The organism is Ancylobacter koreensis, from assembly GCF_023016525.1.
GTDB classification, from domain to species: Bacteria; Pseudomonadota; Alphaproteobacteria; order Rhizobiales; family Xanthobacteraceae; genus Ancylobacter; species Ancylobacter koreensis.
Genome location: NZ_JALKCG010000002.1, coordinates 562,045 through 575,575, shown reverse-complemented (window position 1 = coordinate 575,575; position 13,531 = coordinate 562,045). Strand labels below are relative to the sequence as shown.

Genomic DNA, 13,531 nt, shown 5'->3' with positions numbered 1-13,531 from the left:
GCCGTCCGCCCTTCAAGGCACGAACGGTCATTCGGGACGACGGCGCCCGTATCCCGGCCGCCGTGCCGGGCCCCGTTGCGGCAGCCCGACGGTCCTCATGTAGTGTGGCCAATCGGCAACGGAAGGGCCTTGAGCAGGGTCAAGGCCGCGATTTTCTCACGCGGGGGCGGGCGCAGCGGTCGCGCGGCCACTGCGGGCAGGATCTGTCCCGCCGGGACAGCCGCCGAGCATATAGGCGCCGGCGGCCAGCAGCGCCACGCCGCCGAGCGCGAGGAAGGCGGCGGGATAGCCGAGTTCCTGCGCCACCATGCCTCCGAGCAGGGTGGAGAGCGCCGCGCCGACGCCCTGCGCCGTCATCGCGAAGCCGAGGCCGAGGTTGAACCGGCCGGACCCGGCAAGGATGCGCGCCACCAGCCCCGGCGTCGCGACCCCCAGAAGCCCGGCGCCCACCCCGTCCAGAAGCTGGACGGGAACCAGCGCCCAAGAGGCCCCGTAATGCACGGCAGCCGCCGCGATCGCGCCGCGCACCGGCAGCGCCGCCAGAGCGAGCAGCAGGACGAACCGGTAGCCGCGCCGTTCGCCCAGCCACGCCGCGACCAGCGCCATCGGGATCATCGCCCCCTGCGCCACCACCACGGTGGTCGCGGTGAGGGCGCTGGGATCGGCACCGGCGGTCGCCACCATGGCCTGCCCGAACAGCGGCAGCATCGCCGCGTTGCCGAGATGGAAGAGGGCGAAGGTCACGGCGGCCGTGACCAGTGCCGGCTCGCGCAGCAGGCGGCCGATGTTCTCATGCGCCCCGCCCTCCCCCGTGGAAACTGCCGCGCCGCCGCGCGCCGCCTCGTGGTCGATGGCCGAGGCCGGAATGGCGAGTGCCGACAGGGCGCCCAGCACCGCCATCGCCCCCAGTAGCGCGAACACGGCGGGCAGGCCGAACCACCAGCCGAGCACGCCCGCCAGCACGGCGGCGAGGATATTGCCGGCATGGTTAAACGCCTCGTTGCGGCCGAGCTGGCGGTCGAAGCCGGCCGGCCCGACAAGGCCGAGGGTCAGCCCGGCGATCGCGGGCAGAAGAACGGCGGCGGCGATGCCGTTCACCGCCTGCGCCACCGCGACCGAGGCGAAATTCGGGGCGGCCAGGATCGCCAGCGAGGCGGCGAGGATGGCGGCGGAGCCGGCGAGGATGAGCGCCCGCTTGGCCCGGCTGGCATCGACCAGCGCTCCCATCGGCATCGTCGCCGCCATGCCCGCGAGGCCGCCGAGCGTCATGACGAGGCCGATCTCGGACGGCCCCCAGCCCTTCTGCTGGAGGAAGACGCCGAGAAACGGCCCGAGCCCGTCGCGTACATCGGCGAGGAAGAGGTTGAGGGCGGCAAGCGCCGCGAGCGGCGTGATCAGCGCGGTGGACGAGAAGGGGCGCGAGGCGGGAGGCATGGCAGGACACCCGGCGGTGACATCGCACCGATAAGTCGGCGCCTGCGCTCCGGTTCCGGCTCTTGAGTGCGCTTTCGCCCGCTTACGCAGCGGCCGGCTTGCGCGCCGCCATCACATAGTTCACCGACAGGTCGGACGAGCGGCGCCACTCGTCCGCCAGCGGGTGGAAGACGACGCCCGCGCGGTCGAACACCTCCAGCCCGCCGGCGACCAGCGCCGTTTCAAGCTCCTCCGGCGTGAGGAAGCGGTTCCAGTCATGGGTGCCCCTCGGCAGCCAGCCGAGCACATATTCCGCGCCGACGATGGCAAGGGCGAAGGAGCGCTTGGTGCGGTTCAGCGTGGCGGCGACCAGCAGGCCGCCCGGCTTCACCATCTCGGCCGCGCGGGAGAGAAACAGCCCGACATCGGCGACGTGCTCCACCACCTCCATCGCCAGCACCACGTCGAAGCGCGCGCCCGAATCCGCCAGCTCCTCGGCGGTGGTCGCGCGGTACGTGACGCCGACGCCGGCCTCCGCCGCGTGCAGCGCGGCAACGCCGACATTCTTCTCCGCCGGATCGATGCCGGTGACGCTCGCACCCATGCGGGCCAGCGGCTCGCTGAGCAGCCCGCCGCCGCAGCCTATGTCGAGCAGGCTCAGCCCTTCCAGCGGGCGGATGGCGCGCGGATCGCGGCCGAAATGGGCGGTGATCGTCTCGCGCAGATAGGCGAGCCGCACGGGATTGAACTTGTGCAGCACGCCCATCTTGCCGCGCGGGTTCCACCATTGCGCGGCCAGCGCGGCGAAGCGCTCGACCTCGCGCGGATCGACGGTGGTGGCAGTCTTGCTCATCGGCGCACCCTCGCGGTTCGGCCTCGGCCGAGAGGAATTCCAGGCTCGCGCGGCGGCGTTGCGGGCCGGGCGCGAGGTGGATATGTATACGCGCCTTTTGGGCCGGGAGCCCACCTCTCCCGCCCGGCCCCACAGAAGAACACGGTACGGTTTCCCGCAATGGCACGTCTGGTGATGAAGTTCGGCGGCACATCGGTCGCCAACATCGAACGCATTCGCAATGTCGCGAGGCACGTGAAACGGGAGGTCGAGGCGGGCAACGAGGTGGCGGTCGTCGTCTCCGCCATGTCGGGCAAGACCAATGAGCTGGTCGCCTGGTGCCGCGAGACCGCCGTGCTGCACGATGCGCGCGAATACGACGCCATCGTCGCCTCCGGCGAGCAGGTCACGTCCGGCCTTCTGGCCATCGCGCTGCAGGACATGGGCATCCCGGCCCGCTCCTGGCAGGGCTGGCAGCTTCCCATCTCGACCGACGACGCACACGGCTCCGCCCGCATCCTCTCGGTGAATGGCGAAGAGATCGTCGCCCGCTTCGCGCAGGGCGAGGTCGCGGTGATCGCCGGCTTCCAGGGCATGCATCTGCCGAGCGGGCGCATCACCACGCTCGGGCGCGGCGGCTCGGACACCAGCGCGGTGGCGGTCGCCGCCGGCATCAGGGCCGACCGCTGCGACATCTACACCGACGTCGACGGCGTCTATACGACCGACCCGCGCATCGTCCCGAAGGCGCGCCGGCTCGACAAGATCGCGTTCGAGGAAATGCTGGAGATGGCCTCGCTGGGGGCCAAGGTGCTGCAGGTGCGCTCGGTCGAGCTCGCCATGGTACACAAGGTCCGCACCTTCGTGCGCTCCAGCTTCACCGACCCGGACGCCCCGGAACTGAAGACCGCCGGCGATCCGCCCGGCACCCTGATTTGCGACGAGGAGGAAATCGTGGAGAGTGAAGTCGTCACCGGCATCGCCTTCGCCCGGGACGAGGCCCAGGTCAGCATCCGCCGCGTGCCCGACAAGCCGGGCATCGCCGCGAGCGTGTTCGTGCCGCTCGCCGAGGCGCACATCAATGTCGACATGATCGTGCAGAACATCTCGGCCGAGGGCTTCACCGACATCACCTTCACCGTGCCGACCGCCGACTTCGAGCGCGCCAAGGCCGCACTCGCGAATGTGCGCGGGGAAATCGGCTACGAGAGCATCGAAGGCGCCACCGACGTGGTGAAGATCTCGGTGATCGGCATCGGCATGCGCTCGCACGCCGGCGTCGCGGCTCGTGCCTTCAAGGCGCTGTCCGAGCGCGGCATCAACATCCGCGCTATCTCCACCTCCGAGATCAAGATCTCGGTGCTGATCGACGCCGCCTATACCGAGCTTGCCGTTCGAACGCTCCATTCGGTATACGGGCTCGACGCCTGAGATCAGGCACCGGCGCGGCGGTGAGTCGCGCCGTGACATCGACGCTCCGGGATCGCGGCTCCCGGAAACCGAGGACGGCCAATGCGTGGCGCGCTCGGCGGTCCGCGCGTGCTGCTCAGGCGCCTCCGCGAGGTCATGGCGGAGCCGGTCAGCGCGCAGGACCGCCTCGACAAGATCGTGGTGCTGATCGCGGCCAACATGGTGGCCGAGGTATGCTCGGTCTATGTGCTGCGCGTCGACGGCACCCTTGAGCTCTACGCCACCGAAGGCCTGAACCGCACCGCCGTCCATCTGACCGTGATGCGCATTGACGAGGGCCTCGTCGGCACCGTCGCCCGCGAGGCCGAGCCGATCAGCCTGTCCAACGCGCAGGCGCACCCCGCCTTCTCCTACCGGCCGGAGACGGGCGAGGAAATCTACCATTCGTTCCTCGGCGTGCCGATCCTGCGCGCGGGCAACACGCTCGGCGTGCTGGTGGTGCAGAACCGCGCCCACCGCTCCTACACCGAGGAGGAGATCGAGGCGCTCCAGACCACCGCCATGGTGCTGGCCGAGATCATCGCCTCGGGCGAGCTCACCGCCATGGCGCTGCCCGGCGCCGAGCCGGCCGCCCGTCGCCCGCTGCACCTCAAGGGCCTCGCACTCTCCGAGGGCATCGGCCTCGGCCATGTGGTGCTGCACGAGCCGCGCATCGAAGTCACCAAGGTCATCGCCGACGACCTGCCGGGCGAGCTCAACCGGCTCGACGGCGCGGTCGACACGCTGCGCGCCTCCATCGACATCATGCTGGAGGACGAGGGCGTCGCCCGCGTCGGCGAGCATCGCGAGATCCTCGAAGCCTACCGCATGTTCGCCCATGACCGCGGCTGGATCGGGCGCATGCGCGAGGCGGTGATGACCGGCCTCACCGCCGAGGGCGCGGTGGAGCGCGTGCAGTCGGACACCCGCGCCCGCATGCTGCGCATGACCGACCCCTATCTGCGCGAGCGCATGCACGACCTCGACGACCTGGCGAACCGTCTGCTGCGCCAGCTCACCGGGCGCGCCGGCGGCTCCGAGCACAAGGGCCTGCCCGACAACGCCATCATCGTCGCCCGCAACATGAGCCCGGCAGCGCTGCTCGACTATGACCGCACCCGCATCCGCGGCCTCGTGCTGGAGGAAGGCGCGGCGACGAGCCACCTCACCATCGTCGCCCGCGCGCTGGGCATCTCGGCGGTCGGCCATGTCGAGAACATCGTCGGCCAGGTCGATTCGGGCGACGCCATCATCGCCGACGGCGTCAGCGGCGAGGTGCATGTGCGCCCGCCCGCCGACGTCGAGGCCGCCTATGTCGAGAAGGTGCGCTTCCGCGCCAAGCGGCTTGAGCAGTATGCCGCGCTGCGCGACCTGCCGACCGTCACCCGCGACGGCACCGAGATCGAGCTGCATCTGAACGCCGGCCTGCTGGTCGACCTGCCGCACATCTCGGAGACCGGCGCCACCGGCATCGGCCTGTTCCGCACCGAACTGCAGTTCATGATCGCCTCCGCCTTCCCGCGCACCAACGAGCAGCTCAAGCTCTACCGCTCGGTGCTGGACGCGGCCGGCGAGCGCCCCGTGGTGTTCCGCACGCTCGACATCGGCGGCGACAAGGTGCTGCCCTATATGCGGGCGATCGAGGAGGAGAACCCGGCGCTCGGCTGGCGCGCCATCCGCCTCGGGCTCGACCGGCCGGGCCTGCTGCGCAGCCAGATCCGCGCCCTGCTGCGCGCCGCCACCGGGCGCGAACTGCGCCTCATTTTCCCGATGGTGTCGGCGGTCGAGGAATTCGACCGCGCACGCCATATCGTCGAGCGCGAACTGACCCATCTGCGCCGCCACGGCCACGATCTGCCCGAACGCGTGCTGGTCGGCGTGATGCTGGAAGTGCCGGCGCTGCTGTTCCAGCTCGACCAGCTCTTCACCCGTGTCGACTTCGCCTCAGTCGGCTCGAACGACCTCGTGCAGTTCCTCTACGCCGCCGACCGCGGCAATCCGCGCGTCGCCGACCGCTTCGACGCCCTCGCCCCCGCCTCGCTGCGCGCGCTCAAGGCCATCGCCGACAAGGCAGCCGAGTACGGCAAGCCGGTGACGCTGTGCGGCGAGCTCGCCTCGCGCCCGCTGGAAGCGCTGGCGCTGGCCGCCATCGGCTATCGCAAGCTCTCCCTTTCGCCCGCCTCCTACGGCCCGGTAAAGGCGATGCTGCGGGAACTGGACCTCGCGGCCGCTGCTGCCCTCGTCGCGCCGCTGCTGGCCGAAGGCGAGGTCGCCTCGCTGCGCCAGCCGCTGAAGGCGTTCGCCGAGAAGGCCGGCCTGCCGCTGTGAGTGCGCTTTTGTGACGACCCTCCCCGACGCCCGCCTCGACCAGCTCCTCGCCCGCCATGCGGAGATCGAGCACGCGCTGTCCGCCAGCCCGGAGGCGGAGACCTATGTGCGGCTGTCGCGCGAATTCGCCGAGCTGACGCCGCTCGTCGACAGCGTGAAGGCGCTGCGCCGTGCCGAGCGCCAGCTCGCCGACGCCCGCGCGCTCGCCACCGACGCCGCCGGCGACCGCGAGATGGCGGCGCTGGCGCAGGAGGAGGCCGATTCGCTCGACGCCGAGGTCGAGACCCTCGCCCATGCCGTGCGGCTCGCCCTGCTGCCCAAGGACGCGATGGACGAACGCGGCGTCATCCTCGAAGTGCGGGCCGGCACCGGCGGCGACGAGGCGGCGCTGTTCGCCGGCGATCTGTTCCGCATGTATGAGCGCTTCGCCGGGCTGAACAGCTGGTCGGTGGAGGTGCTCTCGCTCACCGAGGGCACGGCGGGCGGCTACAAGGAAATCGTCGCCGCCCTGCACGGCTCGGGCGCCTATGCGAAGCTGAAGTTCGAATCCGGCGTGCACCGCGTGCAGCGCGTGCCCGAAACCGAGGGATCGGGGCGCATCCACACCTCGGCGGCCACGGTGGCTGTGCTGCCCGAGGTCGAGGACGTCGACATCGACATCAATGAGGGCGACCTGCGCATCGACGTGTTCCGCGCCTCCGGCGCCGGCGGCCAGCACGTGAACAAGACCGAGAGCGCGGTGCGCATCACCCACCTGCCCACCGGCGTCGTGGTGGCGGTGCAGGACGAGCGCTCGCAGCACAAGAACAAGGCGCGCGCCATGGCGCTGCTGCGCTCCAAGCTCTACGAGGCCGAGCGCGAGAAGCGCGACAGCGCCCGCGCCAGCGAGCGCAAGGTGCAGGTCGGCTCGGGCGACCGCTCCGAGCGCATCCGCACCTATAATTTCCCGCAGGGCCGCGTTACCGACCACCGCATCGGCCTCACCCTGCACAAACTGCCGGAAATCCTCTCCGGCGAGGGGCTGGGCGAGCTGGTGGGCGCGCTGACTACCGAATATCAGGCCGCGCTGCTGGCCGAGGCCGAGCATTCCGGCTGGGGCGAACGGTGATTTCCCGCGCCGGGCTCCTGCGCGAGATCGCCGCAGGCCTCGCCGCCGCCGGACTGGACACGCCCGAGCGCGAGGCCCGCGCCCTCCTGAAAGCCGGCCTCGGCCTTTCCGACCTCGACCTCCTCGCCCGCGCCGAAGAGCCGGTCGCGCCAGCCGATGCCGACCGCCTGCGTGGTCTTTCCGCCCGCCGCGCCGCCGGCGAGCCGCTGGCCCGGCTGTCCGGCCGGCGCGAGTTCTGGAGCCTCGATTTCGCGCTCTCGCCCGAGACGCTGGTGCCGCGCCCGGAAACCGAGACGCTGGTGGAAGCCGCGCTCGACCTTTTCCCCGACCGCGCCGCGCCGCTGGCGATCCTCGACCTCGGCACCGGCTCGGGCGCCCTGCTGGCGGCGCTGCTGAGCGAATACCGCAACGCCTTCGGCGTCGGCGTCGACCTGTCGCACGGCGCCGCCCGGCAGGCGCGGGAAAACCTTGTGCGCCTTGGGCTTGGCAACCGCTCGGCGGTGCTCGTCGGGCGCTGGGCGCTGGCGCTTGCCGGCCGCTTCGACCTCGTGGTCTCCAATCCGCCTTATATTCCCAGCACCGATATCGCGGCGCTGGAGCGCGAGGTGCGCGAGCACGATCCCGCTCTCGCGCTCGACGGTGGCCCGCAGGGGCTCGACGCCTACCGCGCCCTCGCGCAGTCCCTGCCGGGACTGCTCCGGCCCGGCGGGCGCGCGGTGCTCGAACTCGGCACCGGGCAGGAGGCCGATGTCGCTGCCCTGCTGGCGGCGGCGGGCCTTCCGCCCGACGGTCCCGCCCGGCCGGACCTTGCCGGGATCGCGCGCGCCATCGTGACCGCAGCCGCCTGAGAATGGCGGCACCGCAGCAAAAAAGGGCTTGGAACGAGGGTACGAACCGATTAGTGTCTTTGCAGGAATCGTCCTGACACCTCATCAACCTCGCCGTGTTCGGATGCGTGTCGCTCTCGCCGGGTGATCGCGGCCTTCACGCTCAGGAACGTTCGGGCACTGCGGAGAGCCCGGCCAGGTGAGGAGTCTTACAGGACGAAAGCTCCACGAGTTTATCAGTGCGGCCTTGGTTGCACGATGAAGCATGGGGTCGGCTGTAGCGCCGTGCGGCGCTCGCCGGATCCGGGCCGGGGAATGCGGCCCGGGGATCGCAGCCGGGATATCCGGCGGCGGAGCATCGTGACGATGCGCTCCCATGGAAGAAGTCCGACGGTCGATGGCGACCTGCGGCACGTCCGGAACCTCGTGGTTTCCGGCCTGTGCCCGGTTTGTCCCCGGCCAAGGGCGACATTTCCCGACGTACCGTCCGCCGAGGCGAGGCCGAGGCGACGGGATGGCGGAAACAGAGGCGATTGACCCGCCCGTACCTCACCCGACCGGGGCCCATCCCGCCGGGCGTACCGGCATCAGAGACCAGAGATGCGAAATAACAACCAGCAGAAGCGTATGCGCGGCCGCAACAACGGCAACCGTCGCAGCCAGAACCCGCTTACGCGCGTCTACGAGTCCAACGGCCCCGACGTGAAGGTGCGCGGCACCGCCCAGCACATCGTCGAGAAGTACCAGCAGCTCGCCCGCGACGCTCAGGCATCCGGCGACCATGTGGCGGCGGAGAACTACCTCCAGCACGCCGAGCATTATTTCCGCATCATCGCCGCCGCGCAGGCGCAGTTCGGCGTGCAGGGCCAGCCCTTCCAGCGCAACGACGACGAAGAGTACGACGACGAGCTCGACGAGGCCGGCGAGGCGCAGCCGGCCTTCCAGCCGCGCGAGCAGGTCCGCGAAGGCGGCCAGCGCGAGGGCAATCCGCGCGAAGGCCAGCGCGATTTCTTCCAGCGCGACCGGCAGGATCGTCCGGACCGCTCCGACCGTCAGGACCGTTCCGACCGCCAGGATCGTGACCGGCCGGATCGCGACCGGCAGGATCGCGACCGGCAGGATCGTGACGGGCGCCGCGACAATCGCGAGCGCGGGCAGGATCGCGACCGGCAGGAACGCCCCGAGCGTCAGGACCGTGACCGCTCCGAGCGGCAGGACCGCCCCGAGCGCGAGGGCCGCTGGCAGCGCGACAACCGCCCCTATCGCGAGCACCGCGAGCCGCGTGACAACGGCGAGCAGGGCTATCGCGATCCCGGACAGCAGCCGCAGCCGCGCTTGGGGCCGGAGGTGGAGGCCGAGATCGGTCTGCCCGCCTTCATCACCCAGAGCAGCGCGGCCCCGGTGAACACCCCGCCGGCGAACATCGCCGCCGCGCAGGCGCCGAAGGCCGAGCCCGCCAGGGCGGAAGTGCCCGCGCCCGCGCCCGCCGCCGAGACGGTCGAGGCCGCCCCGGTCCGCGAAAGCGCGCCCCGCACGCGCTCGCGTGCCGCTGCCGCGCCCGCCCCTGCGCCGAGCGAGGACGGCGAGGCCCCCGCCCCGCGCACTCGCCGCCGCCGCTACCGTCGCGCCGATGCGGAAGGTGAAGGCGAGGCCGCCGAGGCCGCCCCGGCGGAAGCCGGCGAGTGAGCACCCGCCGACGGCATTCCTGACATGCAAAAGGCCCGGCTCGCGCCGGGCCTTTTCGTTGCATTGGGATTAAGTCTCGAAAACCGACGCCGCTCAGAGGCTGATGCGGACGGAATCGCCCTCGGCGATCAGGCCGCCCTGCACCACCTCGGCAAAGATGCCGCAATCGGTGTGGCCGAAGCTGCGCATCAGCGTGCCGGGCACGTCGAGGTCGCGCTGCGCGGTGACGGGATCCACATTGGTGGCGGCGCAGCGGAAGATGCGCTGCGTCACCTTCAACCGCACGAAATTGCCGATCTCGATGGTGTGGCCGACAAGGTCGAACTCCTCCCACGGCTCCATGCCGTCGAGATAGAGATTGGCGCGGAAGCGCAGCGGATCGACCGGCTGGCCGATGATCTCGCCCAGCGCCCGGCAGCTCGCCAGGTTGATCAGCGAGATGAAGCCCTCCGTCGTGTCGACGAAACGAAAGCCGTCGGGCGCCCCCAGCACGCGCGGCGCGCCGCGCAGCTCGTAGCGGGAATAACGCTGGAAGAAGAGCTCGATCGCCTCCCGCCCCTCCTGCGTGTCGAGCCGGCCGCGCACCACCTCGACCGCCTCGTGCTCGATGATCAGTTCCCGCGTGGCATCGACATAGCGCGCGTCGAGAGCCGCGAGCCGCTCATTGCGCATGAGCATCAGGAACTTGATCTTCGGCTGGAAGGCCGGCTCCTCCGGAATGAAGCCGGAAGGCCCGTTCTCGATGGCATAGAGCCGGTCGCCGGGGAAATAAGCGCCATCCTCCAGCTCGACCACTTCCAGCCGCTCCGGGGTGAGCCCCTTCACCGGGTAGCGGTAGATCGACTGGATGCTGGCGAAGCTGACGGCGGGCACCGGCGCCTCGGCGGGGACCGGGGCGGCGGGATTGAAAACATCGGCGTCGTCGGTCGATTCGCTCATGTTAACTACCATATAGGCTTGCGGGGCCGGGGCCAGCCATAACCGGGAACCGGCCCGATACCGCGCCGACGCGGCGGGATCGGGGCAAAGCGGCCGGCGGCGGGCAGTTCGGGAGGGATGCGCGGCGGCCCGTGTTTTGCCTGTCGTATTTTCGGCTTTTCCTCGGCGCGCGAATCCGTCTCAATTGGCGCGGGTTCCCGTGCCGGTAACTCACAGGAGGGGGTCATGCCGCGGCTCTTCACCGCCCTCGAAATTCCGACCGACGTCGCCGAGCAGCTTTCCATGCTGCGCGGTGGTCTGCCGGGCGCCCGCTGGATCAGCCCGGAATTCTACCACGTCACCCTGCGCTTCATCGGCGATGTCGACCATGTGGTGGCACGCGACGCCGCCGCCGCGCTCGACGAGATCGACCGTTTCGGCTTCGACCTCACCCTGTCGGGCGTCGACCAGTTCGGCAATCACAAGCCGCATTCGATCTTCGTCGGGGTAAAGGCCAACGAGGCGCTGAACGACCTGCAGGCCGAGCATGAGCGGGCGATGAAGCGCGTCGGCCTGCCGCCGGAAGGGCGCAATTTCCGCCCGCACGTCACGCTGGCACGGCTGCGCGACGCCGCGCCACGGCAGGTGGCGGACTATCTCGCGCTGCGCGGCTATTTCCGCTCCCCGACCTTCGAGGTGTCGCGCTTCGTGCTCTATTCCTCGCGTGATTCCGTCGGCGGCGGACCCTACCGCGTCGAGGCCGCCTACCCGCTGATGTGACGCGCACGCGCGCCAGCATTGCGAAATGGCACGGCGGGGACCATCTCTCAGGTGATGCCGGCGGGCGCTTCGCCCGACAGCCACCGGCAGGGCGAGGAGACCGATGGTTCGCTGGCCCGACTGGCGGTTCGTGCGTGAGCGCGCCCCGACGAACGAGCCCGAGATCGCGATCGAGCCGGAGAGCGGCGACGAGGCGCGCGTGCGCGCCGGATTCTGGCGCAAGCTCGGCTCGGCCGCCAGCCGCATTCCTTTCGCCGACGATGCCGCCGCCGCCTATTACTGCGCGCTCGACAGCCGCACGCCGGTGCGCGTGCGCGCGCTGCTGTTCGGCGCCCTCGCCTATTTCGTGCTGCCCTCCGATGCCCTGCCCGACCTCCTGCTCGGCATCGGCTTCACCGACGACGCGGCAGTGCTCGCCACGGCGCTCAACCTGCTGGCCAGCCATATTACCCCCGCCCATCGCGAGGCGGCCCGTGCCGCGCTGGCACGCCTGCGCGAGGATACCGCCGGCGACCCCTCCGCCGGACCTGCCGCCTCCGCCGGGGCTACCTCCGCCCCGCGGTAGCCCGATGGCGCAGGTTGGTTAAGAATTCATTCACCATGCCCTCAATTCGCCGTTCGCCTGCGGGCATTTGATCGGCAAAGGCGCCGCATTCCGGCACCAAGGGTTCACAGGGGCGGACGGGGCGGATATCCCTGTGGCGGCTGAACGGAGAATCAATGCGGACCGCATCGCGGCAGACGACACGGAGGACAGAGACCATGGCACGACGCACCGTGCGCGCGGCACTTGCCGGCTTGGCACTGGCATTCATGAGCGCGTCCGGCGCCAGCGCACAGGCGGCGCCGAAACTTGTCGGCCAGTTCGGCGACTGGGGCGTCTATGTCGATACCAGCGGCAGCGGCAAGATCTGCTACGCCCTCGCCCAGCCCAAGACCCGCCTGCCGGCAGGCCTCAGCCGCGACCCCGCCTATTTCTTCATCTCGACCCGCACGGCGGAGAATGTGAAGGGCGAGGTCAGCGTTGTCATGGGCTTCCCGCTCAAGGAAGGCACCGACGCCACCCTGACCATCGGCCCGGCGAATTTCGACCTCTACACCCGTGGCACCGGAGCCTGGGTGCGCAACGTCGCCGAGGAGACCCGCCTCGTCGACGCGCTGCGCAAGGGCCGCGACGTGGTGGTGAAGAGCACCTCGGTGCGCGGCAATGTCACCACGGACAGCTATTCGCTGAACGGCATCTCCGCCGCCATCGACCGCGCCGCGCAGGAATGCCGGTGACGGTGCCGGCGCGCGGCTGAAGATCGCCGCTGCGAGCGCGGCGGCCTTGCATTAGAGTGGAAAGCGGGCGGCCCGGCCGCTCGTTCTTTTCCGAGGCGATCCTATCCCGAGGAACATCATGGCGGCCGAACTGCGGCTCATTCCCTGCCTCGCCGACAATTACGCGGTGCTGCTGCACGATCCGGTCACGGAGGCGACCGCCGTCGTCGACGCGCCGGAGGTGGCGCCGATCCTCGCCGCGCTGGAGCGCGAGAACTGGACGCTCACCCATATCCTCGTCACCCACCACCACACCGACCACATCGCCGGCGTGCTGGCGCTGAAGGAGCGCTACGGCGCCACAGTGGTCGGCCCGCGCGCCGAGCGCGAGACCATTCCCGGCCTCGACGTGGCGGTGGTGGACGGCGACCCGGTAGCCGTCGGCAGCCTCGTCGGCCGCGTGCTGGAGACGCCCGGCCACACCAAGGGGCACATCGTCTTCCTGTTCGAGGAGGAACGGCTTCTGTTCTCCGGCGACACGCTGTTCGTGCTCGGCTGCGGCCGCCCCTTCGAATGCGACCCGCCGGTGCTGTGGGAATCGCTCTCACGCCTGCGTGCCCTGCCCGACGACATCTCGGTCTATTGCGGGCATGAGTACACCGTCTCGAACGGGCGCTTCGCGGTCTCGGTCGAGCCGGACAATGCCGAGCTCGCCGCCCGCCTCGACGTGGCGGAGAAGCAGCGCGCCGCCGGCCAGCCTACCCTGCCGACCACCATCGGCGCGGAGAAGGCGACAAACCCCTTCCTGCACGCCGACGACCCCGAACTGGCCGAGCGCATCGGACTGGCCGGCGCGGAGCCGGGCGCGGTGTTCACCGAGCTGCGCAGCCTGAAGAACAGCTTCAAGGGCTGAGGAGGCCGGCATGGTCC

12 protein-coding genes are annotated in these 13,531 nt (G+C 70.4%); 9 read left to right on the top strand and 3 right to left on the bottom strand.

Annotated elements, in window-relative coordinates; translation table 11 throughout:
• Nucleotides 1–156: 156 nt before the first annotated feature.
• Entirely contained in the window at nt 157–1,434 is a 1,278-nt protein-coding gene (locus MWN33_RS09785) for an MFS transporter (RefSeq protein ID WP_247200295.1), read from the bottom strand.
• An 82-nt stretch (nt 1,435–1,516) separates the two neighbouring features.
• Entirely contained in the window at nt 1,517–2,266 is a 750-nt protein-coding gene (ubiG, locus tag MWN33_RS09780; protein ID WP_247200294.1) for a bifunctional 2-polyprenyl-6-hydroxyphenol methylase/3-demethylubiquinol 3-O-methyltransferase UbiG, read from the bottom strand.
• A 159-nt stretch (nt 2,267–2,425) separates the two neighbouring features.
• Between ubiG and MWN33_RS09775 the strand changes: the two genes are divergently transcribed.
• The 5 genes from MWN33_RS09775 (at nt 2,426) to MWN33_RS09755 (ending at nt 9,643) form a co-directional block, all read left to right on the top strand.
• The gene (locus MWN33_RS09775) at nt 2,426–3,676 is read left to right on the top strand and encodes an aspartate kinase (RefSeq protein WP_247200293.1); all 1,251 of its coding nucleotides are present in this window, start codon (nt 2,426–2,428) and stop codon (nt 3,674–3,676) included.
• Nucleotides 3,677–3,757: 81 nt separating this feature from the next.
• Nucleotides 3,758–6,022 carry a phosphoenolpyruvate--protein phosphotransferase gene (gene ptsP / locus MWN33_RS09770; protein WP_247200292.1) on the top strand — a complete coding sequence of 755 codons (2,265 nt, stop codon included), beginning with the start codon at nt 3,758–3,760 and terminating at the stop codon, nt 6,020–6,022.
• Nucleotides 6,023–6,032: 10 nt separating this feature from the next.
• Nucleotides 6,033–7,130: a peptide chain release factor 1 gene (gene prfA / locus MWN33_RS09765; RefSeq protein WP_247200291.1), complete on the top strand. Its 1,098-nt coding sequence runs from the start codon at nt 6,033–6,035 to the stop codon at nt 7,128–7,130.
• Nucleotides 7,127–7,978 carry a peptide chain release factor N(5)-glutamine methyltransferase gene (gene prmC / locus MWN33_RS09760; RefSeq protein WP_247200290.1) on the top strand — a complete coding sequence of 284 codons (852 nt, stop codon included), beginning with the start codon at nt 7,127–7,129 and terminating at the stop codon, nt 7,976–7,978. Before prfA ends, prmC begins: the two co-directional genes overlap by 4 nt.
• A gap of 579 nt (nt 7,979–8,557) precedes the next feature.
• Nucleotides 8,558–9,643 (top strand): DUF4167 domain-containing protein, encoded by a 1,086-nt coding sequence (locus MWN33_RS09755; RefSeq protein WP_247200289.1) that lies wholly within the window; start codon nt 8,558–8,560, stop codon nt 9,641–9,643.
• A 93-nt stretch (nt 9,644–9,736) separates the two neighbouring features.
• On the opposite strand, the gene MWN33_RS09750 is transcribed toward MWN33_RS09755, so the two are convergent.
• Nucleotides 9,737–10,582 carry an MOSC domain-containing protein gene (locus MWN33_RS09750; RefSeq protein WP_247200288.1) on the bottom strand — a complete coding sequence of 282 codons (846 nt, stop codon included), beginning with the start codon at nt 10,580–10,582 and terminating at the stop codon, nt 9,737–9,739.
• 225 nt (nt 10,583–10,807) lie between these two features.
• Between MWN33_RS09750 and thpR the strand changes: the two genes are divergently transcribed.
• The 4 genes from thpR (at nt 10,808) to gloB (ending at nt 13,514) form a co-directional block, all read left to right on the top strand.
• Nucleotides 10,808–11,341, top strand: coding sequence for an RNA 2',3'-cyclic phosphodiesterase (thpR, locus tag MWN33_RS09745; protein ID WP_247200287.1), 534 nt, complete (start codon nt 10,808–10,810; stop codon nt 11,339–11,341).
• Nucleotides 11,342–11,444: 103 nt separating this feature from the next.
• Entirely contained in the window at nt 11,445–11,906 is a 462-nt protein-coding gene (locus MWN33_RS09740; protein WP_247200286.1) for a YkvA family protein, read from the top strand.
• Nucleotides 11,907–12,103: 197 nt separating this feature from the next.
• Nucleotides 12,104–12,622, top strand: coding sequence for an invasion associated locus B family protein (locus MWN33_RS09735; RefSeq protein ID WP_247200285.1), 519 nt, complete (start codon nt 12,104–12,106; stop codon nt 12,620–12,622).
• Between the two features lie 118 nt (nt 12,623–12,740).
• Nucleotides 12,741–13,514, top strand: coding sequence for a hydroxyacylglutathione hydrolase (gene gloB, locus MWN33_RS09730; protein ID WP_247200284.1), 774 nt, complete (start codon nt 12,741–12,743; stop codon nt 13,512–13,514).
• The last annotated feature ends 17 nt before the right edge of the window (nt 13,515–13,531 follow it).

Coding starts and splice junctions, on each gene's coding strand:
- MWN33_RS09785 (WP_247200295.1), bottom strand. CDS start 1,434: ATGCCTCCCGCCTCGCGCCCCTTCTCGTCCACCGCGCTGATCACGCCG.
- ubiG (WP_247200294.1), bottom strand. CDS start 2,266: ATGAGCAAGACTGCCACCACCGTCGATCCGCGCGAGGTCGAGCGCTTC.
- MWN33_RS09775 (WP_247200293.1), top strand. CDS start 2,426: ATGGCACGTCTGGTGATGAAGTTCGGCGGCACATCGGTCGCCAACATC.
- ptsP (WP_247200292.1), top strand. CDS start 3,758: ATGCGTGGCGCGCTCGGCGGTCCGCGCGTGCTGCTCAGGCGCCTCCGC.
- MWN33_RS09755 (WP_247200289.1), top strand. CDS start 8,558: ATGCGAAATAACAACCAGCAGAAGCGTATGCGCGGCCGCAACAACGGC.
- MWN33_RS09750 (WP_247200288.1), bottom strand. CDS start 10,582: ATGAGCGAATCGACCGACGACGCCGATGTTTTCAATCCCGCCGCCCCG.
- thpR (WP_247200287.1), top strand. CDS start 10,808: ATGCCGCGGCTCTTCACCGCCCTCGAAATTCCGACCGACGTCGCCGAG.
- MWN33_RS09740 (WP_247200286.1), top strand. CDS start 11,445: ATGGTTCGCTGGCCCGACTGGCGGTTCGTGCGTGAGCGCGCCCCGACG.
- MWN33_RS09735 (WP_247200285.1), top strand. CDS start 12,104: ATGGCACGACGCACCGTGCGCGCGGCACTTGCCGGCTTGGCACTGGCA.
- gloB (WP_247200284.1), top strand. CDS start 12,741: ATGGCGGCCGAACTGCGGCTCATTCCCTGCCTCGCCGACAATTACGCG.